Annotated in this window: 18 protein-coding genes and 2 pseudogenes; 14 read left to right on the forward strand and 6 right to left on the reverse strand. The window is 72.8% G+C overall.

What is annotated here, in order from left to right; translation table 11 throughout:
- Positions 1 to 68: 68 nt before the first annotated feature.
- The 6 genes from ACFYPJ_RS14775 to ACFYPJ_RS14800 all read left to right on the forward strand — a co-directional run bounded on the left by ACFYPJ_RS14775 (position 69) and on the right by ACFYPJ_RS14800 (position 6,625).
- The gene (locus ACFYPJ_RS14775; protein ID WP_389015797.1) at positions 69 to 356 is read left to right on the forward strand and encodes an ArsR family transcriptional regulator; all 288 of its coding nucleotides are present in this window, start codon (positions 69 to 71) and stop codon (positions 354 to 356) included.
- 360 nt (positions 357 to 716) lie between these two features.
- The gene (locus ACFYPJ_RS14780) at positions 717 to 1,553 is read left to right on the forward strand and encodes an undecaprenyl-diphosphate phosphatase (RefSeq protein WP_389015800.1); all 837 of its coding nucleotides are present in this window, start codon (positions 717 to 719) and stop codon (positions 1,551 to 1,553) included.
- Positions 1,554 to 1,719: 166 nt separating this feature from the next.
- Positions 1,720 to 2,397: a FadR/GntR family transcriptional regulator gene (locus tag ACFYPJ_RS14785; RefSeq protein ID WP_389016026.1), complete on the forward strand. Its 678-nt coding sequence runs from the start codon at positions 1,720 to 1,722 to the stop codon at positions 2,395 to 2,397.
- A 277-nt stretch (positions 2,398 to 2,674) separates the two neighbouring features.
- Positions 2,675 to 3,691 carry an asparaginase gene (locus tag ACFYPJ_RS14790; protein WP_389015803.1) on the forward strand — a complete coding sequence of 339 codons (1,017 nt, stop codon included), beginning with the start codon at positions 2,675 to 2,677 and terminating at the stop codon, positions 3,689 to 3,691.
- A 172-nt stretch (positions 3,692 to 3,863) separates the two neighbouring features.
- A complete protein-coding gene (gene mptB / locus ACFYPJ_RS14795; protein WP_389015806.1) occupies positions 3,864 to 5,258 on the forward strand; it encodes a polyprenol phosphomannose-dependent alpha 1,6 mannosyltransferase MptB in 1,395 nt (464 codons plus the stop codon).
- Positions 5,255 to 6,625, forward strand: coding sequence for a glycosyltransferase 87 family protein (locus tag ACFYPJ_RS14800; protein WP_389015809.1), 1,371 nt, complete (start codon positions 5,255 to 5,257; stop codon positions 6,623 to 6,625). Before mptB ends, ACFYPJ_RS14800 begins: the two co-directional genes overlap by 4 nt.
- An 83-nt stretch (positions 6,626 to 6,708) precedes the next feature.
- Here ACFYPJ_RS14800 and ACFYPJ_RS14805 read toward each other — a convergent pair.
- The 3 genes and pseudogenes from ACFYPJ_RS14805 to ACFYPJ_RS14815 all read right to left on the reverse strand — a co-directional run.
- Positions 6,709 to 7,875, reverse strand: a pseudogene (locus ACFYPJ_RS14805) (D-alanyl-D-alanine carboxypeptidase family protein); the annotation flags it as partial.
- Positions 7,876 to 8,029: 154 nt separating this feature from the next.
- Positions 8,030 to 9,175, reverse strand: a complete 1,146-nt coding sequence (rho, locus tag ACFYPJ_RS14810) for a transcription termination factor Rho (RefSeq protein ID WP_389015811.1) — start codon at positions 9,173 to 9,175, stop codon at positions 8,030 to 8,032.
- A gap of 500 nt (positions 9,176 to 9,675) precedes the next feature.
- Positions 9,676 to 10,037: pseudogene (locus ACFYPJ_RS14815) on the reverse strand (cytochrome P450); the annotation flags it as partial.
- A gap of 84 nt (positions 10,038 to 10,121) precedes the next feature.
- Here ACFYPJ_RS14815 and ACFYPJ_RS14820 point away from each other — a divergent pair.
- From ACFYPJ_RS14820 to ACFYPJ_RS14845, 6 genes are all read left to right on the forward strand, one after another.
- Entirely contained in the window at positions 10,122 to 10,394 is a 273-nt protein-coding gene (locus ACFYPJ_RS14820; protein WP_389015815.1) for a hypothetical protein, read from the forward strand.
- A 352-nt stretch (positions 10,395 to 10,746) separates the two neighbouring features.
- Positions 10,747 to 12,162 (forward strand): cytochrome ubiquinol oxidase subunit I, encoded by a 1,416-nt coding sequence (locus ACFYPJ_RS14825; RefSeq protein WP_389015818.1) that lies wholly within the window; start codon positions 10,747 to 10,749, stop codon positions 12,160 to 12,162.
- A complete protein-coding gene (locus tag ACFYPJ_RS14830; RefSeq protein ID WP_389015821.1) occupies positions 12,159 to 13,148 on the forward strand; it encodes a cytochrome d ubiquinol oxidase subunit II in 990 nt (329 codons plus the stop codon). The genes ACFYPJ_RS14825 and ACFYPJ_RS14830 overlap by 4 nt, the downstream gene beginning before the upstream one ends.
- 19 nt (positions 13,149 to 13,167) lie before the next feature.
- On the forward strand, positions 13,168 to 14,583 hold the full coding sequence (locus ACFYPJ_RS14835; RefSeq protein WP_389015824.1) for a S8 family serine peptidase: 1,416 nt from the start codon (positions 13,168 to 13,170) through the stop codon (positions 14,581 to 14,583).
- Between the two features lie 249 nt (positions 14,584 to 14,832).
- Complete coding sequence (locus ACFYPJ_RS14840) at positions 14,833 to 15,681, forward strand: formate/nitrite transporter family protein (RefSeq protein WP_389015827.1); 849 nt, start codon at positions 14,833 to 14,835, stop codon at positions 15,679 to 15,681.
- 197 nt (positions 15,682 to 15,878) lie between these two features.
- On the forward strand, positions 15,879 to 16,604 hold the full coding sequence (locus tag ACFYPJ_RS14845) for a class I SAM-dependent methyltransferase (protein ID WP_389015830.1): 726 nt from the start codon (positions 15,879 to 15,881) through the stop codon (positions 16,602 to 16,604).
- A gap of 9 nt (positions 16,605 to 16,613) precedes the next feature.
- Here ACFYPJ_RS14845 and ACFYPJ_RS14850 read toward each other — a convergent pair whose 3' ends face one another.
- The 3 genes from ACFYPJ_RS14850 to ACFYPJ_RS14860 form a co-directional block, all read right to left on the reverse strand.
- Positions 16,614 to 17,465, reverse strand: a complete 852-nt coding sequence (locus ACFYPJ_RS14850) for a GntR family transcriptional regulator (RefSeq protein ID WP_389015833.1) — start codon at positions 17,463 to 17,465, stop codon at positions 16,614 to 16,616.
- 201 nt (positions 17,466 to 17,666) lie between these two features.
- A complete protein-coding gene (locus tag ACFYPJ_RS14855; RefSeq protein ID WP_389015836.1) occupies positions 17,667 to 18,635 on the reverse strand; it encodes an acetylxylan esterase in 969 nt (322 codons plus the stop codon).
- 324 nt (positions 18,636 to 18,959) lie between these two features.
- Positions 18,960 to 19,541 carry a hypothetical protein gene (locus tag ACFYPJ_RS14860; RefSeq protein WP_389015839.1) on the reverse strand — a complete coding sequence of 194 codons (582 nt, stop codon included), beginning with the start codon at positions 19,539 to 19,541 and terminating at the stop codon, positions 18,960 to 18,962.
- A gap of 485 nt (positions 19,542 to 20,026) precedes the next feature.
- Here ACFYPJ_RS14860 and ACFYPJ_RS14865 point away from each other — a divergent pair, with 485 nt between their 5' ends.
- Positions 20,027 to 20,953: an NADP-dependent oxidoreductase gene (locus tag ACFYPJ_RS14865; protein WP_389015842.1), complete on the forward strand. Its 927-nt coding sequence runs from the start codon at positions 20,027 to 20,029 to the stop codon at positions 20,951 to 20,953.
- Entirely contained in the window at positions 20,950 to 21,699 is a 750-nt protein-coding gene (locus ACFYPJ_RS14870; RefSeq protein WP_389015845.1) for a GNAT family N-acetyltransferase, read from the forward strand. Before ACFYPJ_RS14865 ends, ACFYPJ_RS14870 begins: the two co-directional genes overlap by 4 nt.
- Positions 21,700 to 21,703 lie beyond the last annotated feature (4 nt).

Below are 21,703 nucleotides of genomic sequence, written 5' to 3' on the forward strand. Positions count from 1 at the left end.
CGTGGCCGGGCCGGCTGCGGGACAGTGGGAGGCCGGGGCACGAGGGCGGCCCCGGTGGAGGTGATGAGGTGCTGAGGACTCCCGAGGGCAGGATGCGCCTGGAGATCCTCGCTTGGCTGAAGGACCCCGCTGCCCCCTCTCCGCGTGGGCGCCGTGCGGATCCGGTCGTGGACGGAGTCCCCGCGCGGGCCGTCGCCGCCAGGTTCGGCATGCCCCGCCGGGTCGCCGAGAACCATCTTCGTCTCCTGGCCCGGACCGGCCTGCTGCGCACCAAGCGGATCCGGTGCCGCACCTATTACCGGCGGGACGAGGCCCGCATCGCCGAGGTGTCCCGGCTGTTCGAGGAGGGCTGGTAGCCGGGGCGGACACGCCGGGCCGGTCGAGGCCGATGCGGAGCGGCACGCCGTCGTGTCAGCCCCCAAGGGCGGTGCGAAACAGGACAATACGGGTGCAGAGGGTAAGAAGTTGTTGTGAACCCGTGAACGGGTGCCGTGTCTGCGGGGCCGGTGCGGCGCCCGTCCGCCCGGACCGACCGTACGGTGTGGTCAGGGTGTGACCCGTTCTTTTCCAGGGTGTCCTCGCGGGTGCGCACCGGGCTCCCCGGCCCGGGGCCGACGGTGGTCGCGGCCGCCGTCCGGGTGCCGGTAGTTGCGGGCTGCCCGGCCGTAGTAAGACTGTCTACAGCACTGTCGACCAACTCCTCAGAACTGGATCCCATGAGCGCCATCTCTGTCGGTCAGGCCGCCGTCCTCGGAGTCATCGAGGGGGTGACCGAGTTCCTCCCCGTGTCCTCCACCGGCCACCTCAAGATCGCCGAGGGGCTCATGAAGATTCCGGTCGACGACCAGTCGGTCGTCGGGTTCTCCGCCGTCATCCAGGTCGGCGCCATCGCCGCCGTGCTCGTGTACTTCTTCAAGGACATCGTGCGGATCGTCTCCGCCTGGGGCCGCGGCCTGCGCAACCACGAGGAGCGGGTGCACCACGACTACAAATTCGCCTGGTGGGTGATCTACTCGACGATCCCCATCGTCATCGTGGGCCTGGCAGCCAAGCCGCTGATCGACGGCCCGCTCGGTTCGCTGTGGGTGGTCGCCGGCTCGCTGATCGTCGGCAGCGCCGTCATGTGGGCCGCCGACCAGATGGGGCGGCACAAGCGCGGCGAGGACGACACCTCCTTCAAGGACGCGATGCTGGTCGGCTGCTCGCAGATCCTCGCCCTGCTCTTTCCCGGCTTCTCCCGCTCCGGCGCCACCATGTCCACCGCGCTCATCCTCGACCTGGACCGGGTCGCCGCCACCCGCCTGTCCTTCTTCCTCGGCATCCCGGCCCTGACCGGCGCCGGCCTCTACGAACTGAAGGACGCCCTGGGCGCGGGCGTGGGCGCCGCCCCCCTCGTGGTCGGCACGCTCGTCTCCTTCGTCGTCGCCTACGCCTCCATCGCCTGGCTGCTGAAGTTCGTCGCCCGGCACTCCTTCAACGCCTTCGTGATCTACCGGATCGTCATCGGTGTGGTGCTGTTCGGGCTGCTGGGCGCGGGAGCGCTGAACAGCTGACACCCCGCGGCGCTCGACAGGGGCGTGAAGCCGGTACGCCAGGCTTCACGCCCGTTGCTGTGCTTCCCGGCCGGTCTTGACACCGTCGACCGCTCACCCGGAACATCGCTCCGTGAACCTGTCAGACAGCCAGACAGGTGGTCAGGGCCCGCGGCGCGTCAGTGCGATGGAAGCGGTCCTCGGCCACCTCCGCGGTGCCATCGAGCGCGGCACGTACGCGACGGGCGACAAGCTCCCCTCCGAGGCCGAGCTGTGCCGCACGCTCGAAGTCTCCCGGCCCGTGCTCCGTGAGGCCCTGCGGGCGCTGCAGACGATGGGCCTGACGGTCTCCCGGACCGGCAAGGGCACCTTCGTCGTCGCGAACACCGTCGGGGACCCCACCTTCGGCGACTACGCGGCCGGCGACCTGCTGGAGGTCCGCCGCCACGTCGAGGTGCCGGCCGCCGGGTACGCGGCGCTGCGCCGCACGCCGGAGAACCTGGACCGGCTGACGCGCCTCCTCGGCCGCATGGAGCAGGAGACCGACACGTTCGTCTGGGTCGCCATGGACACCCTCTTTCATCTCGCCGTGGCCGAGGCCGCACAGAACCCCGTCTTCCGCCGGGTCATCGAGGAGATCCGGGACGCGCTGGCCCGCCAGTCGGCCTTCCTCAACGAACTCGGCGGGCGGCGCGAGCAGTCCGACCGCGAGCACCGGGCGATCGTCGAGGCGCTGATCGCCGGCTCCGAGCGCGACGCGGCGGCGGCCATGTCCCACCACCTCGACCGGGTCGAGACCACGCTCGCCGACATCGTGTGCGCCGGCCGCGCGGACACTTCCGCGGAAGTCGGCCCCGAGGCATGAGCGAGCGGATCCCCGAAGGGTGCGGCGCACCGCCCGGACGGCCGACGCCCCGCCTCCCCGGACCGGATGGGTGACGCCGGGGTTCCGCGCTCCCGTCCCGGTCCTCACGTACGCCGACGGCGGCGCCGCACGCACCACCGTGCCGTGCCCGTCGCCGACCGTCGCAGCGCCGGCGGACGGGCCGGTGCGCCGGCCGCGACCGCCCGGCGCACACCCACCGGGACCGGCACGCGAACCCCATGCCGGTCGCATCCGACTCACCCATGAGAAGGCAGTGATGGACAGCAACTCTCCCGCGGACGCGCCCGTCGTCCGTGCCCCCCTCCACGCCCCCGTCGCCCACCTCGTACGCGGCGGGGTGATCGAAGGCGTCCACTACGGTTCAGTCGTCGTACTCGGCGCCGACGGCGAGGCCGTGTTCCGGCTCGGCGACACCGAGGCCGCGTTCTACCCGCGCTCGGCCCTCAAACCCGTCCAGGCCGTGGCCATGGCGCGGGCCGGACTCCCGCTCGACGGCGACCTGCTGTCGCTCGCCGCGGCCAGCCACTCCGGCGAGGAGCGCCATCTCGCCGCGGTCCGGCGGATCCTCGACCTGGCCGGGCTGGGCGAGGAGGACCTGCGCAACGTGCCCGACATGCCGTTCGACCCCGCCGTACGGGACGCCTGGGTCCGCGCGGGCCGGGAACCCTCGCGGCTCGCCCAGAACTGTTCCGGCAAGCACGCGGCGATGCTCTCCACCGCCCGGCTCAACGGCTGGTCCCTGGCGGACTACCTCGATCCGGCCCACCCGCTCCAGCGGGCGATCGCCGAGACCGTCGAGGACCTCACCGGGCAGCGCGTCGCCCGGGTCACGGTGGACGGCTGTGGCGCCCCCCTCTTCGCCGTCTCCCTGCACGGCCTGGCCCGCGCCGCCGCCCGGATCGTCACCGCCGCACCCGGCACGCCGGAGGCACGCGTCGCCGACGCGCTGCGCGAGCACCCCGAGTTGGTGTCCGGGGCCGGCCGGGACGTGGCCGCGCTGATGCGGGCCGTGCCCGGGCTGCTCGCCAAGGACGGGTTCGAGGGGGTCGAGGTCGCCGCGCTGCCCGACGGACGTGCGATCGCCGTCAAGATCGCCGACGGCGCGTCCCGGGCCCGGATCCCGGTCGCCGCGGCCGCGCTGGCCCGCGCCGGGGTCGACCCCGCGCTGCTCACCGAGTTCGCGGGCGAGACACTGCTCGGCGGGGGAGAGCCGGTCGGCTGCATACGCCCGGTCCACGCACTTCGTCCCGATCCACCGACCGCCTGCGCCTGACACACGGGGTGCCGTGGCCGGGGCCACGGCACCCCCGCTCACCGGGTTGTTCGGGCGCGGACCGGCGTGCGCCGGGGGCTGGTTACACGCCGGTCACGAGCAGGTCTCTCGCCGGTGAGTGGCGCGTCGCCTCCCGGCCACCCGGCGTTGACACGCTTGCCGAGTGTTGGCCATGGCTTTCCCCGTCGATCTCCGCCGCTGTCAGATGCTCGGTCTGGCCGGTACCGCCTTTCTCGCGCTGGGCGGTGAGAGCGCCGGGGCCTTGCCGGTCCAAGAACTCCTGGCGCCCTCGTCGGCCCGGGCAGCCCTCGGCCTGGTCGGGGTGTACTTCGGCGTCGTACTGCTGATCGCGGCCTGGGCGCTGCTCGGCCGCGTCGTGCGCGGCCCCGAGCCCCCCACCCCGCGCGCCCTGCTGCTGGTCCTCGCCGTCTGGGCGAGCCCGCTGCTGCTCGCACCGCCGCTGTTCAGCCGGGACGTGTACAGCTACCTGGCCCAGGGAGCCATGGTCGACGCCCACATGGACGTGTACACGCACGGACCCGCACAGCTCGGCGGTCCGCTCGCCGACGAGGTCGCCCCGGTGTGGCAGCACACCGCTGCCCCCTACGGACCGGCCTTCCTGGGTGTCGCCGCGGCCCTGTCGGGCCTCACCCGCGGCGAACTCCCCGCCGGGCTCGTCGGGATGCGGCTCGTCGCCCTGCTCGGCGTCGCCCTGATGGCGGCCGCGCTGCCCCGGCTGGCCCGGCACAGCGGTGCCGACCCGGCCGCCGCACTCTGGCTCGGCGCGCTCAACCCGCTGGTCCTGCTGCACCTGGTCGCGGGCGCGCACAACGACGCGATCATGCTCGGACTGCTCGGCGCCGGCCTGGTCGCGGCGCTCGGCCGGTGGCCCGCCCTGGGAGCCGTACTGGTCACCCTCGCCGCCCTGGTCAAGGCACCCGCCGCGCTCGGCCTTCTCGCCGTGGTGGTGCTCCAGATGCGCGCGGGCCGCGGCCCGCTGCGCGCCCTGCTGACGACGGCGGCCGCGGCCGGCGCCACCACGGTCGCCGCGACGGCCGCGGCAGGCACCGGATACGGCTGGATAGGCGCCCTGGACACCCCGGTCTCCTCGCACAACTGGGCGCTCACCAGCCTGCTGGGCCGGGTCACCGGCGCGCTGCTCGCACACCTCGGCAGCGGCCTGGCCCCCCTCGCCGTCCCCGCATGGCACGTGCTCGGTCTCACCGCCACCGCCGTCGCCGTCCTGTTCATATGGGTGCGGCAGCGTCCCAAACCCGTGTACGCGCTCGGCCTGAGCCTCGCGGTCGTGGCCGCCTTCGGCCCGGCGATCCGCCCCTGGTACGCCCTGTGGGGCCTGTTCCTGATGGCGGCCGCCGCGCCCAGCACGTCGGTACGGCGCCGGGTGGCCGCCGTCACGGCCGCCCTCGCCCTGGCCGTGCTGCCCAGTGGTGACCCCGCCGACACCGGGCAACTGGTGCTCGCCGTCTCCGGCGGTGTGCTCGCCGTGGTCGTGCTGTGGCAGGCCCACCAGGCCGCGCAGGCACCGGCGCTGGGCCGGGCCGCATGAGGGCACCGCGCACGGAACGGGGCCGGCTGCTCCTCGTTCTGGTCCTCGTCGCCGCCGTGACCGCGTTCACGGCCACCGTCCCGCTGATGCGTGGCTTCTTCGACCTGCGGGTGTACTACGGCGCCGTCGACACCTGGGTGCACCACGGCGGCCGGCTCTACGACTACCGGGTCCCGGGCACGCCGTACGGCTTCACCTATCCGCCGTTCGCCGCGGTCGTCATGCTGCCGATGGCCCTGATCGGGCAGCACCTGGCCATGGTGGTGTCCCTGCTGCTCAACCTGGCCGCGCTGGCCCTGGTGCTGCGCCTGCTGGCCGGGTCGCGGTGGCGCCGCCACGGCTGGTACGGCTGGTCGCTCGCCGCCTGCGTGATCGCGCTGTTCGAGCCGCTGCGCGACACCTTCAGCTTCGGCCAGGTCAACCTGCTGCTGCTGGCGCTGGTCCTGGTCGACGCCGAACTGCTGGCGACGGGCCGGAGCCGCTGGGCGGGTGTGGGGACGGGCCTGGCCGCCGCCGTCAAGCTGACGCCCGTCGTCTTCATCGGCCTGCTGCTGCTCGCCCGCCGCTGGCGGGCCGCGGCCTGCGCGACGGCCGTCGCCCTGGGCGCCACCGCCCTCGCCGCCTGGGTGGACCCGCGGGCCTCGCGTTTCTACTGGACCGTGGCGCTGTGGGACACGAACCGGGTGGGGCACCTCGACTATGTGTCGAACCAGTCGCTCCAGGGCGTGCTGGCCCGGCTGGGCGTGACCGGCCGTCCGCTGTGGGCGACGGCGGTGCTGCTGGTGCTGTGCGTGTGGGCATGGCGTGCGCGCCGGGCGGTCGCGGCCCGGGACTGGACGGGCGCCTTCGCCCTGACCGGCCTGTTGGCCTGTCTGATCAGCCCGATCACCTGGGTGCACCATCTGGTCTGGGTGCTGCCGTCCTTCGCGGTGCTGCTCCGCGCCGGGCACCCGCGGATCGCGGGTGCCCTGTACGCGGTGCTGTGCACCAGCATGGTGTGGCTGTGGTTCAACGACGCGTCCGGCGTGGACGGGTTCCTCGGCAGCAACGCCTACACGTGGATCACACTCGGCCTGCTCATCGGTCTGCCGGCCGGTCAGTCCCGGGCCGCCCGCCCGTTCTTCTTGGCCCGCAGGGCCAGTGCCACGGCCCCGGCGCTCAGACCGGCCACGCCCGCGATGACGCCGAACTCCGACCAGCCGGAATCGCCGTCGGGCACGGACGCGGCGACCGGCGCGGCGGACGGGGTCCGGGACGGGGCCGTGGTCGGCCGGGGCTTGTCCACCAGCGCGTCCAGCGAGCCGACCGGATCGACGTTCCCGCCGGCGGCGAAACCCCAGTCGAGCAGCGCGCGCGCCTCCTCGTAGACGGTCAGCCCGTCGTCCTCCTGGGGGTTGAGCACCGTCACGACGAGAGTGTGGCCGCCCTGGCGGGCGGCGGCCACGAGCGTGTTGCCGGCGTCGCTGGTGTAGCCGTTCTTGATGCCGATCAGGCCCGGGTAGCGCGCCACGCCGTCCTCGCCGGTCAGCAACCGGTTGGTGTTCTCGATCCCGTACGATCCGCCGTCGCCGGGGAAGGCGGCGTCGGCGGTGGAGCAGTAGTGGGCGAAGTCGGGGTTGCGCAGTCCGGCCCGGCCGAAGACGGCGAGGTCGAACGCCGAGGACACCTGGCCGGGCGCGTCGTAGCCGTCGGGTGAGATGACCTGCGTGTCGCGGGCGCCCAGGGTGCGGGCCTTGGACTGCATCCGGGCGACCGTGGTGTCCCAGCCGCCGCCGAGCGAGGCGAGGACGTGCACGGCGTCGTTGCCCGAGCTGAGGAAGACCCCCCGCCACAGGTCGGCCACCTCGTAGGTCAGGCCCTCCTTGACCCCGACGAGGCTGCTGCCGGGTCCGATGTCCGCCAGTTCCTGCCCGCTCACCGTGTGCCGGGTGCCGCCGGGCACGACCGGGAGCACGGTGAGGGCGAACAGCGTCTTCAGGGTGCTGGCGGGCGGCAGCTTGCGATGTGCGTCGTGCGCGGCCAGCACCTCGCCGCTGTCGGCGTCGGCGACCAGCCAGGACAGCGCCGTGACGTCGGGCACTTCGGGCGCCCCGGAGCGTGGCCTGACCTGGGTGCCGGAGTCGAAGAGGACCGCGGGCTGCGGCACCGCGGCCCGCGCCGGACCCGGCGAAGGTGCGACGGTCCGCGGGTGGGCGGTGGCCGCGGGGGGCGTGAGAGCCAGCACGCCCGCCACACACAGGGCACAGGCCGACACGGCCACCCGAGAGGGAGATCCGATTTTCATATGAGCAACGTAGGAACGGAGATGTCGTGCTCCGTGCTGCCCGGGCCGCACGGCGTTCGGGAGCAACCCGGATGCCCCACACGAGTCACCCCGAGCCTGCCGCCTCCGGCACCCGGGGACGCCATCCGCCGCGGACGGTCCTCGCGCCGGACCGGGTGCGTCCCCTGTGCCGCGGTGCCCCTGGCAGGGCACCGCTCCCGGAAGCGAGTCGAACCTGGTGGAGCATGCCGTCCGGTCGCGTCCTGCCCGGGTGCGCACCGTACCGGCTGCGTCCTGCCTGGCTGTGCACCGTACCGGCTGTGTGCCGCGCCCGCGGTGTGCCGCGCCGCGCATGGCGGAACCTGCTGCGGTGTGACGCGCATGGCGTGGCGACAGACGAGGTGGCTACTGATGAATGCGTCATTCGACGGTTTGGCATGTGACGGTGTGCCATCCGATGGTGCGGCCACTGGCGAATGGGGCAGCCGGAGGTGTGGCCGCCGGTGCTTCAGCCGGGCGGCAGCGTCGGCTGGACGCGGCGCAGAAACGTCGCGTTGTCAGGGGTCTCCCGCATTCGCTGCAGCAGGGTCTCCACATGCGCCGGCCCGCCGTCCTTGTGGTGCAGGGCCCGGCGCAGGCCCCGTACGGTCGTCAACTCGGCCGGGGGCAAAAGCAGTTCCTCGCGGCGGGTGCCGGAGGTGGTGAGGTCGACGGCGGGGAAGATGCGGCGCGCGGCGAGCTGCCGGTCGAGGCGCAGCTCCATGTTGCCCGTACTCTTCAGCTCCTCGAAGAAGAAGTCGTCGGCCCGGGAGCCGGTCTCCACCAGCGCGGTGGCGAGGATCGTGAGCGACCCGCCCTCCTCGGCCTGGCGGGCGGCGCCGAAGAACCGCTTCGGTCCGAGCAGCGCCGCCGCGTCGACGCCGCCGCTGAGGGTGCGGCCACTGCTGCTCGCCGCGTTGTTGTGCGCCCGGCAGAGCCGGGTCAGCGAGTCGAGCAGGATGACGACGTCCGCGCCGTCCTCGACCTGCCGCTTGGCCCGTTCGATCACGAGTTCGGCCAGTGCGATGTGCTGCTTGGGCGTCCGGTCGAAGGTCGAGGCGTACACCTCGCCGCGCACGGAGCGCCGCATCTCGGTGACTTCCTCGGGGCGCTCGTCGAGCAGCACCACCATGAGACGGCACTGCGGGTGGTTGCCCGCGACGGCGGCCGCGAGTTGCTGGAGCAGGACGGTCTTGCCGGTCTTCGGCGGGGCGACGAGGAGCCCGCGCTGACCCTTGCCGACGGGGGTGAACAGGTCGACGATCCGGCCGGCCGCCCCGGACGCCGGGTGCTCCAGCTTCAGCCGCCGGTGCGGGTGCAGGGGGGTGAGGTCGCGGAAGTGGGGGCGAGCGCGCAGGTCTGAGGGTGTTCGGCCGTTGACGCGCTCGATTCCGGTCAGCGTGCGCTGCGGTCCGCGGGCGCCTTCGACGAGGTCGCCCTTGCGCAGACCGTACCGGCGGATGAGCGCGGGCGGGACCTGGGGGTCGGACGGCGCGGGCAGGCAGTTCTCCGCCCGCAGCTGCCCCTTCCCGTGGGCGTCGACGTCGAGGACACCGACGACGTGCCGGTCGTCCGGAGCCTGTGCTTGCGCCGGGGGTTCGAGTGTGGTGGTCATGAAGTGCGGTCCTTTCGCGGACGCCGGGCCTGGTGTCAGGCGGATGAAGGAAGGGGGAGGAGCCGCGAGGAACGGGCGCACGAAAGCGCCGCGGCGGCGGATGACACCTGGGTACGGACAGGACCTCGGCCACTGCCGACAAGGTGTTCCAGGAAACCGGCGTACCGACCGGAGAACGGTGGTGGTGACGGTGACTTGAGAGAAAGAAGCACCGGCGCCCTCGATGGAGCGTACACAAGTGCTCCCTGCACTCTACCACTCGTGGCGGACTTGCGGAACCACGGCGACGGCCCACGTCAGGACCGTCGACCGGCGGGGGCACGGTGACGCGAGAACGGAGGAGGACGACACGCGCCGCGCACAACGGCGTCCGGCGGGTCATGTCGGTCAAGGTCGGCCATGGAATACCGCTTCTGGCAATGCAAACGCGTCGGTGGCCTCTTCTGTTCCCCCTCCCGCTCGCCCCGGTGCGCGTGCCTTCGCGGGTGGGCAGAATTGCACAGGTGGTGCAGCCGGTCCCGGTAGCGCGCGTCCACGCCCAGCAATTCGCTGATGACGCCCAGCGGGAGCGGCAGCGCAAAATGCGCCCGCAGATCGACGACGCCGACGTCCGCCGCGGCGGCCTGCGCCAGGTCGTCGGCAGGGCCGCGGTCAACTCCTCGACACGGGGCCGCAGTGCGGCGACGCGCCGGGGCGTGAAGGCGCTGCTCACCAGGGCGCGCAGCCGACGGTGGTCGTCGCCGTCGGCGGTCGTCATGCCCTGCACGGTCGCGAAGGTCGCCAGCGGCCACCCCTCGGGGATCCGCCCCTCGTTCAGCGCGGTGAAGTGCCGGGCGTCCTTGGCCACCTCGGGGTGCGTGACCAACGCCGTACGGGCGCTCGTGCTGCACCGGGACCAGCTCGACCTCGTCCGGGCGGGCGAGCGGGCGGGGCGAGCTGGGACGACGTGGTGGACGAGACGCTGCGCCGGGACGCGCCCGTGAGCTGTTTTCCGTTCCGCTACCCCGTACGGGACCTGACGCCGGACGGCACCGTCATCCCGCGGGGCACCCCGGTGCTGGCCGGCTGCTCCGCCGCCGGGCGCGATCCCGCCGTGTACGAGCGGCTGTTCGGCCGCTTTCCCGGGCTCGGCCTCGCCGTGGCGCAGGACGACCTTCCGCGGCATGCCGGTTTCGTCGGCAACAGCGTCCGGACTCTGCCGGTGCGGCTGGGCGTCTGAACCGTTTCCCGGCGGAGGCGACGGCGCGTTCCTGCGTCCGCACATGCAGACCCCGCTCGGACCTCGACCGCACCCTGCTGGGACCCCGTTCGGACCTCGATCGGAACCCGCCGTTTCCGCTACTTGGCACTCAGGAGTTGGCACCAAGGGGGGAAACTGCGGCGCCGCCGCCCGTCGCGGCATGGGTATTTCCCTTGCGCTGACTACCATGCGCGGGATCTGTCCTCACGCAATTTCGGACGACCAGCCACGATGAAGCCTGACAGCGTCCATCGGACCTGATCTCCCACGGCGGGGCGCGCGACATCATTCCGCGGACGGCCCGCCGCTGCCCGAACCGGAAAGAGAATTCATGCTGTTGTCCGCCCTGCTGGGAGCAGCCGACCCGCCGCAACTCCTCCCCGCGCGTGAGCAGATGGCGTTCACCCTGGGATTCCACATCATTCTGGTGCCCTTCGGGGTCGCATTCACCTTCATGATGCTGATCTGTCACTACCGTGCGCTGCGCCATGACGATCACCAGGCGTTCCTCCTGGCGCAGAGGTGGGCCAAGGTGGCCGCCGTCCTGTTCGCCGTCGGGGCGGTGTCCGGCACCGTGCTGACCTTCGAACTGGGGCTGCTCTGGCCCGGGTTGATGGGCCCGTACGGGGCGGCGTTCGGATTTCCGTTCGCCTATGAAGGGCTTTTCTTCTTCCTCGAAGCCATTTTCATGGCCATTTACATCTACGGTTGGAAGACACTGCCCGCATGGCCGCACTTCTTCACCGGCGTCGTGGTCACCCTGGCGAGCGTCGGCGGAACGGCCTCCGTCATCGCGGCGAACAGCTGGATGAACCAACCTGCGGGAATCGTCGTGAAGGACGGGCGGGTCACGGACGTGTTCCCGGGCAAGGTTTTCTTCAACGGCGCCTTCTGGTGGGAAATGGTGCACATGCTCCTCGCGTCGTACATCGTCGCGGGATTCATGGTCGCGGGAGTCTATGCGTGGGGCCTGCTGAAAGGGCGCCGGGACCGTTACCACCGGTTGGGGTTCCTCGTGCCGTTCACGGTCGGGGCGATCGCGATGCCACTGCAGTTCCTGGTCGGGGACACGATCGCCCGGCAGGTCTTCGACCGGGAACCGGCCAAGTTCGCGGCGATCGAAATGGTCCCCCGAACCGATGACCACGTCTCCGAGGTCCTGGGCGGCGTCTTCATCGACGGCAAGGTCCGTTACGGCATCCCGCTGCCCGACGTGGCGTCGATCCTCGCCGGTTTCCGCCCGTCCACCCCGATCAAGGGTCTCGACGCGATCCCCCCTGCGGTACGCCCCGACGACGCGGTCGTCAGCATCGTCCACCTCGCCTTCGACGTGATGGTGGGGACCGCCACGCTGCTGCTCCTGCTGGCGCTGTGGTTCGGCTGGCTGTGGTGGCGGCGGCGCGAGGTACCGACGAACCGCTGGTTCCTGCGCGGTGCCGCGGTCTCCGGCGTGGTCGCGCTGCTGTCCCTGTGGAGCGGCTGGGTGGTGACCGAGGTCGGCCGCCAGCCGTGGACCGTGGTCGGGCTCCTGCTGACGAGGGACGCGGTCGCCACGCAGGGCAATCTCTGGCCGCTGTTCGCCACGGTCCTCGTCATCTACCTCTGCGTCGGCGCCGGCGCCCTGCTGGTCCTGCGCGCCATGCACCGACGCTGGCTGCGCGAGGGCACCGAAGCCGTCGCGGTCCCGTACGGTCCCCAGCCGGCGCCGGCGACGAACGGGCGCACACCCGGAGCTGATGACGTATGAGCACCCTGATCGCCGTGATCCTGTTCGTCGGCGTCATCGCCTACGCCCTGTTCGGCGGGGCCGACTACGGAGCCGGCTTCTGGGACCTGACCGCCGGCGGCCGCGAGCGGGGACGTCCTGCCCGGGAGCTGATCAACCGCTCCATCAGCCCGGTGTGGGAGGCCAACCACACCTGGCTCATCTTCTGCCTCGTGACGATCTGGACGGCCTTCCCGCAGGCGTTCACCGCCATCACCACCACCCTGTACATCCCGCTGGGCCTGGCCGCGCTGGGCATCGTCGCGCGCGGGGCGAGCTTCGCCTTCCGGCACGCGCTGTCCCGCAGCCGGGGCGAACTGGGCACCGGTGTCGCCTTCGCCTGCTCCTCGGTGGTCACCCCCTTCTTCTTCGGTGCCATCGCGGGCGGGATCGCCTCCGGCCGGGTCCCCTCGGCGGGTCGCGGCGCCCCGATGTCCAGCTGGCTCAATCCGACCTCCGTGCTGGGCGGCGTGCTCGCCGTCGCCGTCTGCGCCTACCTGGCCGCCGTGTTCCTCACCGGACAGGCCCAGCGCCGGGGGAGCACCACGCTGGAAAGGGCGTTCCGCCGCCGGGCCGTCGGCGCGGGCATCGTCACGGGCCTGCTGGCCCTGGCGGGCGTGTTCATTCTGAACCTGGACGCCCCGCGGCTGTTCCACCAGTTGAGCACGGCGGGCGCGGCGCTCCTGGCCGTCTCCGGGCTGTGCGGTCTTGCCGCACTGCTGCTCCTGCGCAAGGGCGGCGCGCCCGTCGTGCGCACCCTCGCGGCCATCGCGATCGCCGCCGTCGTGGCGGGGTGGGGAGTCGCCCAGTACCCCTACCTCCTGGGCACTCACCTGACCATCCAGCAAGCGGCGGCCCCGTCGGCATCCTTGTGGACGCTGTTCGCGGTCTCCTGCGTGGCGGCGATCCTGATCGCGCCCTCCCTCTTCCTGCTGTACAGCCTGCAACTGCGTCGCAAACTCGGCTGAGGACGGAGCACGATCCACGATGACCACCACGCACCCGGTTCCCAGGGCCGCCGCCTGCGCCGTCCTGCTCGCGCTGACCGCCGTCGGCTGCTCGGGCGGCGCGGGCCGTGCCGAGGAGCCCCGGCGGACGGCCACGGTACGGGCCTCCCAGTCCGCCACGGCGCACCCCTTCCCGCACGTGCCGAGCATCGCGGAGTGCGGCAGGGTGCTCGGCTCCGTGTGCTACACGCCGGACCTGGTCCGCAGGGCCTACGGCATCGACCGGCTCAACTCCGCCGGGCTGACCGGTGAGGGCCACACGGTCGTGGTCTACGAGCAGGTGGTTCCGGACACGCTGCGGCGGGACCTGGAGACCTTCAGCCAGGCGATGAAGCTGCCGAAGCCCGAGGTGACCGTCGACCGCTACGATCCGGCCGGGCACATCGCCCCGTTCGACGCGAAGAACCCCCAGATGGCCGTCACCGCCATGGAGACCACCCTGGACGTGCAGATGGTCCACATGGTCGCCCCGGACGCGAAGATCGTCGTCACGCAGGTCGGACTGCCCGCGGAGGTCCACCGCGCCGGACGCGCCCCTTCCGGCGCGGAGGCGACCCCGGACGAGGAGACGGCCAGGCAGGCCGCCGATGGCGCGACGGTGGGCGCGGAGCTCATTCTCGACGGCATCGCCGACAGTCTGAACAGGCATCACCCGGACGCGATCTCGATCAGCTTCGGCGTCGAGGAGTACACGGCGGCCGGCAACAGCGGGCGGCCCGCCCGGAATCTGGCGCGGTTCAGCGAGCTGCTCGCCCAGGTCGTGGCCAGTGGGGTGTCCCTGGTGGCCAGCGCGGGCGACTCCGGAGCCGCCCCGCCCATCGGGCCGCACGGTGAGCGGGTCAAGTCGGTGTCCTGGCCCGCGTCCGACCCCAGCGTCCTGTCTCTGGGCGCCTCCCGGCTCCACCTCGACGACCAGGGCCGGCGGACCGGCCCGGACACCGTCTGGCACGACCGGTACGGTGCGACCGGCGGCGGCCCCTCCCAGACCTTCGCCCGACCCGCCTACCAGGACGGCGTCAAGGACCGCGTCGCAGGCAGGCGTGGCACACCGGACATCTGCATGGACGGCTCGGCCTCCGGCGGCACCCTGGTCTACCAGGGTTTCCTGCCGGCGGGCGCGGGCTGGGTACCGGTCGGCGGCACCAGCGAGGCGGCACCCATGTTCGCCGCGGTGATCGCTCTGGCCGACCAGAAGGCGGGACGGCGGCTCGGCGCCGTCCACGGCCCGATGTACGGATTGGCGGACGACCCCTTGGGGGGCGTCGTCGACATCACCATCGGCGACAACGGCCCGCACGGCTACCAGGCTGTGAAGGGCTACGACATGGCCTCCGGACTCGGCACCATCGACGCCTCGGCCTTCGTCCCGAAACTCGCCACCGCCGCCACCGGATGAGTCCTACCCGATGAAATGTGACAATTCTCACTCTCGACGGGAAATGCGCTGCATGGGGTGAATCGGATTTCAGGCTTTTTGTCATAGCTTTTAAGTCCATTGACGCAATGGGGCTGTGGCGGGAGTGAGTATCGGGAGTCTGCACTGATGTGTGTGTGGACCACGCATGTCGTCAGCTCCCTCAGGGAGGACGGTGGCGCCGCGAGGGACCACGAAAGACCGGCAAGTCGAGCACAACGAGGTGAAAGCATGCCCATCCCCGTAACCGAGGCTCTGATGGAGCAGGGGCAGGTGGCTGCCGACAAGGTTGACAGCCTTCGCAAGCCCGGCCGATACCTGGTGAGTTCATCACTGGGCGGCGCATTCATCGGGGTGGGAGCAGTCCTACTGCTCAGCGTCGGCGGACCACTGCTCGTCGCCTCGTCGCCGCTCACCAAGCTCGTCGAGGGCCTGGTGTTCGCCGTGGCCCTGACCCTGGTGGTCTTCGCCGGCGCCGAACTGACGACCAGCAACATGATGACCGCGGTCCAGGGCGCGATCGCCCGGCGCTGCACGGTCGGCAACGCGATAGCCCTGATCGTCGGCTCGTTCGTCGGCAACTTCGTCGGCTCGGTCCTGTTCGCCTGGCTGGTGTACGGCAGCGGCGTCATCGAAGCCGGCGCCACCCCCGGCCACCCCGCCCCGGCGCTCGCGCTGCTGACCAGCCTGATCAAGACGAAGACGGCGGAGTCCGGCGCGGCCCTCTTCTTCCGCGGCGTGCTGTGCAACTTCCTCGTCTGCCTGGCCGTGTGGATGGCCGCCCGCAGCAAGTCCGACGGCGCCAAGCTGATGCTGATCTTCTGGGCCATCCTGGCGTTCGTGTCGTCCGGCTTCGAGCACGTGGTGGCCAACATGACCTACTTCGCGCTCGGCATGTTCGAGCACGTGCCGGGTGCGACCGCGAGCGCCTTCGCCCAGGACCTCGGGCTGGTCGGGCTGGGCAACCTCGTCGGCGGCGCTCTGCTGGTCGGCGCCGTCTACGGCTACATGGGCGGGCGTCCGTCGAAGGACCCCCTCGGCCCCGCGGCCATCCCGGAGCAATCGGCCGTTTCCGCCTGAGGGGCGGATTCCGGCCGCACGGCGGGAGCCGGCCCGGCTGGCTTCCGCTACCCGTGTCCGCGGCCACCCGCCCGGCCCCCGTTTCCCCTCGTGCACCGAAGAGGTGTGCGAGCGGTGTGACACGGGCCGGACGGCCGGCCCGCGGATCCGCGCCTGAGCGGCCGACCACCGCCGACGCCTGCGCCTACGCTGAACAGATGTTCAGCCCCGAGGGACCCAGCCTGCGCGAACTCGCCGTCCAGGCGCTGTCGTCCGTCGAGCACGGCTACGACCTGCTCGCGCCGAAGTTCGACCACACGCCCTTCCGCACCCCCGACGACATCCTGGAATCCGTCGCCGGGGCGCTCGGCAGGCTCGGCCCGGTCGACGACGGGCTGGACCTGTGCTGCGGCACGGGCGCGGGGATGGCGGTGCTGGCGCGGGTGTGCCGGCGGAGCGTCACGGGTGTCGACTTCAGCGCCGGCATGCTCGCCGAGGCCGCCCGGCACGGCGACTCCGATGGACCACGGGTCCACCTGGTGCGCAGCGACGCGCGCGCCCTGCCGTTCGCGCCCGCCTTCGATCTCGTGGTGAGCTTCGGGGCGTTCGGGCACTTCCTGCCGCGCGAACTGCCCGGGCTGTTCCGCCAGGTCCGAGCCGTCCTGCGGCCGGGTGGCCGGTTCGCGTTCCCGGTGCTCGCCCCGCCCCGTCCCGCGGACCCCGGTTTCTGGATGCTGCTCGGCTTCGACGCGGTGATGCGGGTGCGCAACGCCGTGTGGCGCCCACCGTTCGTCATGTACTACCGGGCCTTCCGGCTCGGCGTGGTGCTCGACGGGCTGGGGCGGGCCGGCTTCGGTGCGGAGCTGCACGTCCTGCCCGAGTTCGGCCAGCGGGCCGACGGCAGCCCCCGCGCCCGCCTGGTCGTGGCGCGGCGGCTGCCCTGACCGGCCGGCTCAGCCCACAGCCGGTGCCGTGTCCCCGCGCAAGCCGCCCCCGGGTATGCCGACACCCCGCGCACGCCCGTCCCGCTCACGGTCGTCCCGTACGCCGTCGGCCGTGTCCGCCGCGGGCACCGTGAATTCGTAGACGAGGGTGTCCTGGTGGGCGTCCACCACTAGATCGGTGATCTCCAGCGGGCGGGCGTACTGGTCGTGCACGCGCCGTGTCACCCGCACCGAGGAATCGTCCGCCACCTGGGTGATGGCGTCCCGGTGGTGCAGGGCCAGACCCGCCTTGCGCATCCAGTCGTACGCGCGCCTCAGCTGCGCGGTCGCGGCGGCGCCGGCCCGGGCCCGATAGCGGCCCAGCTCCGCCACCTCGGCCAGGGCCACCGTGGAGAACGAGGTCACCGCGCTGCGCAGGGTGCGGCCGTCCGGCGCCGCGGACTCGTAGCGGTGCACCAGGGTCGGCCGGTGCGGGGCGAGCCCCAGGGCGGCGGCGTGCTCCGGCGAGGGAGCCTCCCAGGCCACGGTGGCCCGTTCGACCCCGTGCGGATCGGCGGCCCGTACGCCCAGCGGGAAGGCGAGGAACGCGCCGGCCTGCACGGGACGGCCCTGCAGACCGGCGTGGCTGCCCCGCCGGTCGGTGCTGACCAGCCCGTCCCGCCGCAGTACCTCAAGGGCCTGCCGGACAGTCTCCCGGCTGACCCCGAAGTGCTCGGCCAGCCGCCGTTCGCCCGGCAGCCGTTCGCCCGGCGGAACGGTCCCGGCGCGCAGCTCGCCGAGCAGCTCGGCCGCGACCCGCCAGTACAAGGGCGGGGCGGGGCCGTCGGCCCGGGTGTGGTCGTGGGGGGTGGTGCGGGCCATGCCGCGCCTCCTGTTGGTCACAAGACGTAGCCGCTCGGGCTCATTGCGTGACAAGATCTAGCATCGGCCCAAACCTTCAGGGAAGTCCGGTCCGCCGGAACGACCGAAACCCAACCGCACCCCGCGGACGTGCGCCGTCCTTGGGATCCCGCCGCTCTCCCGCCGGGACCGGCCCCGCACACCGGACGGCGCGAGGGGTCCTCAGAGGCGCGAGCGCAGCCAGCGCACCTTCGTCTCGTCCTGGTACGGCCCACCGCCCTCGTGGTCGTTGAAGTCGTACACCTCGATCGCCTTGTCGTCGTGCGTCCAGGCGTTGTACGCGGCGAACACCGTGGACGGCGGACAGGTCTGGTCCTCCAGCGCCGTCGAGAACAGGGCGGGCGCCCGGCCGCGGGCCGCGAAATGGACGCCGTCGAAGTACGAGAGCGTGCGCAGCGCGTCCGCGGTGTGTCCGCGGTGCGTCTTCAGATAGAGGCCGATCTCCCGGTACGGGTGGCGGTCCGTCAGGTTCGTCGCCCGCGGGAAGTCACACAGGAACGGCACGTCAGGAGCGATGGCCACCAGGTTCGGGACCAGTGCGCCGACGGCGAGCGTGATGCCGCCGCCCTGGCTGGCGCCCGTCGCCACGGTCCGGGTCGCGTCGGTCAGCGGGTGCGACCGGGCCGCCTCGACCGCGCGCACCGCGTCCGTGAACACCCGCCGGTAGTAGTAGTTCTCGGGCGCGTCCAGACCCCGCGTCATGTACCCGGGGTACGCGGGTGCGGCGCCCACGGGGTCGGCGGTGCCGCCTCCGCCGCCCCCGGCGCTGCCCTGCCCGCGGGTGTCCATCACGAAGTGCGCACGGCCCGTCGACGCCCACAGCAGATGCTCGTAGGGCAGTCCGCGTCCACCGCCGTAACCGACGAACTGCACCACCAGCGGCAGCGGTTCCTCGGCGTCGGCGGGCAGGATCAGCCAGCCCTTGACCGGGTGTCCGCCGAAGCCGGCGAACGTCACGTCGTGGACCCGGACCGTGGACAGGCCCGTGTCCACCGGCTCGAAGCGCGCGTCGAGGTCGTACTCCCGTGCTTCCCGGAGCGTCTTGGACCAGAAGGCGTCGAAGTCCTCGGGCTCCGTGGACGCGCTGCGGTAGTCGCGGAGTTCGTCGAGCGGAAGGTCGAACAAAGCCATCAGCAGTCGCCTTTGTGAAGAGAGAGTGCGGATCACACCGTACGTGGCGGCTCGGAGCGTTCGCCAGAGGCGCAGCCCTTTCCGCGGCGTCGGGACTGCGGGGCGGGCGACGCTGGTCAGGAGGCAGGAAGCGCTTGCCCCGGTGGCTGGGTCAAGGCATGAGCGGCGGACGGCGGGGCGAGCGGGTCGGCCTGGCCTGCATCCGGCTGGAAACGCTCCGTACCCATGGGTCGAACAAGATCTCCGTCCATGGGTCGCGGTGGCCCGCCGTGCGGCGCCTGGTCCCGTCCGGGACGGGACAGGCCCGGCCCCGGACGGGACCGTTCAGGCCGCCCCGGAGGTCCAGTCCGGGCCGGTGCGGGCCCACTCCCGCTCCCACTCCCGCAGTCGGCGGCGCATCGCGATCCGGCGTGCCGCACCGTGGCCGAGGACGACGAGCAGGGCCGCGCCGCCCGCCGCGCAGCCGCCGACGGTCACGGTGTGCTGCCACACGGCCGCGTCGCCGGGAGGTGCGCCGACACCGTGCCCCCGGGCGTCGGCCCAGACGTCCACCACGTCACCGGCGAGGGTGCCCGCCGGGACGCGCGCCTCGGCCGTGTGCTCGCCGGTTGCGGCCTCCGTCCAGCGCACCGCGGCCCGGCGCGGATGCTCCGTACCGTCCGCCGCGGGCAGCGTCCGGGACGGGGTCCCGATCACCCTCGCGCGCACCTGATGTCGCTCCGCCCGCTGCGCGGCGGCGAGGGCGGCGGCCTGGCGGTGGGCCCACAGACCCGCCCCCACCCCGGCCAGCGGCGTGCCCGCGAACAGCAGGACGGCGACGCCCAGCGCCGTCCAGGCCGCCACGACGTCCGAGCGGCGCCGCAGCGGATTGCCGCGCCGCAGGCGGCCACGCACCAGGATCCGCATGTCGACCTCCCCGCCACCGCCGGAGCCGGAGAGCCGGACGGCGTCCTGCCGTCGCCCACCGCGCGCCGCGGCCGAGCGTCCGTACCGCTGTCATACCCAGCCCGATGCGGCACCGTCAGCACGAGCGCACCGGTGACGGACGCGACCGTGGCACGGGAGCTCGCGACGGCGCTCCGCAACCGGGGACGCGCCCCCGTGCCGCCTCCTGTGACCCGACCGGGGAATGGTCCGAGCAGTGGGCCCGGCCCGAGGGCCCGCGGCGGCGCGGTGGCGCCCGGGATGACACTTCATCGTTCCCCCGGACGTCGTGGTTCACGTTCACCCGCACGTCGTGGTCCGCGGCGTCCCGGGCCGGCCCGGCGGCCCCGAGCATTGCGACCGTGTGAACGCGACGCCGGACCGGGAATAGCCGCCGGGTCCTCCGCCTTGCCGCTGGGTGTTGGCCCCGGGGCGCCGGCGACAGCGCAAGGAGAGCGAGGAAGCAGATGCCCAAGGCATACGTGTTCACCCGGTACGGGGGGCCGGAGACGGAGGCGCTGGCCGACGTCGACCGGCCCGGTCCCGGAGCCGGCCAGGTCCTGGTCGCGGTCCGGGTCGCGGGGGTGAATCCCGTCGACTGGAAGCTGCGGGACGGTCTGCGGCGCCCCGGCTCCGGCGAGCCGGCGTTCCCGTCCGTCTTCGGCAGCGAGGTCTCCGGTGTCGTCGTGGAGATCGGGGACGGCGTGACCGGAATCTCCGTCGGGGACGAGGTCTTCGGCAACACCGTCGGCGGCGGGTACGCCCAGTACGCCTTGCTGTCCGAAGCGGCGACCGCGCACAAGCCCGCCGCGCTGTCCTTCGCCGACGCGGCGACCCTGCCGGTCGCGGCGGCCACCGCCTACGACGGCCTCCACCAACTCGGCCTGCCCGTCGGCGCGACCCTGCTGGTCACCGGCGCTGGCGGCGGTGTCGGCGCGGCGGTCCTGCAGATCGCCCGGTCCCGCGGGCTGCGCGTGGTGGGCGTGGCGAGCGCGGGCAAGAAGGACTTCGTCGAGTTGTTGGGCGCGGTGCACGTGCCCTCCGGGCCGGGCCTGGCCGACCGGGTCGGGGCCGCCGCACCCGACGGGATCGACGCCGTCTACGACCTGGTCGGCGGCGACGTGCTGACCGAGGCGGCCACGCTGCCCGCCGACCCCGCCAAGGTGATCACCGCCGCGGGCGCGTTGCCCGAGGCCGTCGCCCGGCTGGGCGCCGCCCGGGTGGTCCGGGCCCGCACCGCGGCCGTGCTCGACGCGCTGGCACAGCTCGTGGTGACCGGTGCGCTCGACCCCCACGTCACCCGGACCTTCCCGCTGGAGCAGGCCGGAGCGGCACTGCGGGCCGTCGAGGACGGCCACACCCGGGGCAAGATCGTGATCGAGGTCGCCCGGTGAGCGGATCGAACCACGGGACCGGCATCCCGGCCCGGACCGAGCACGTCCTCGACAACCCCGCCCTGACCGCGCTGACCGGCCCGCACGCCCACTTCGCCGAACGCCGCGGCCGGGTGCTGCGCTATCCCGTCGACGTGACCCCGTGGATCGGAATGCCCACCGAGCCGGACCCCGGCGACTGGGCCGACCTCGCGGCGCTCGCCGGTCCGGGCACCGATGTCCCACTGGCCGGCTTCCAGCGAGAGGTGCCGCCGGGGTGGGAGGTCGTCTTCCGGGTCGGGGGCGTGCAGTTCGTCGACGACGGCCTCGCCGCAGCCCCGGACCCGGAGGCGGTCCGTCTCGGTCCCGCCGACGTCCCCGAGATGCTCGACCTGGTCGGACGCACCAGGCCGGGCCCGTTCCTGCCGCGCACCGTCGAACTCGGCACGTACCTGGGCATCCGGCGCGACGGAGCCCTGGTCGCCATGGCGGGGGAGCGGCTGCACCCGCCGGGCTGGACCGAGATCAGCGCGGTCTGCACCGACCCGGCCGTCCGCGGCCAGGGGCTGGCGACCCGGCTGATCCTCGCCGTGGCGCACGGCATCCGGGCCCGGGGCGAGACACCGTTCCTGCACACGAGCGAGGACAACGCCGACGCCATCCGGCTCTACCAGTCGCTCGGCTTCCGGCTCCGGCGCAAGACACAGTTCCTCGCGGTCCGGGCACCGCAGCGCCTCGCGGACGGGCGGGCCGCCGTACCGGTCTGACGGG

The organism is Streptomyces sp. NPDC006012 (assembly GCF_042871185.1).
Lineage (GTDB): Bacteria > Actinomycetota > Actinomycetes > Streptomycetales > Streptomycetaceae > Streptomyces.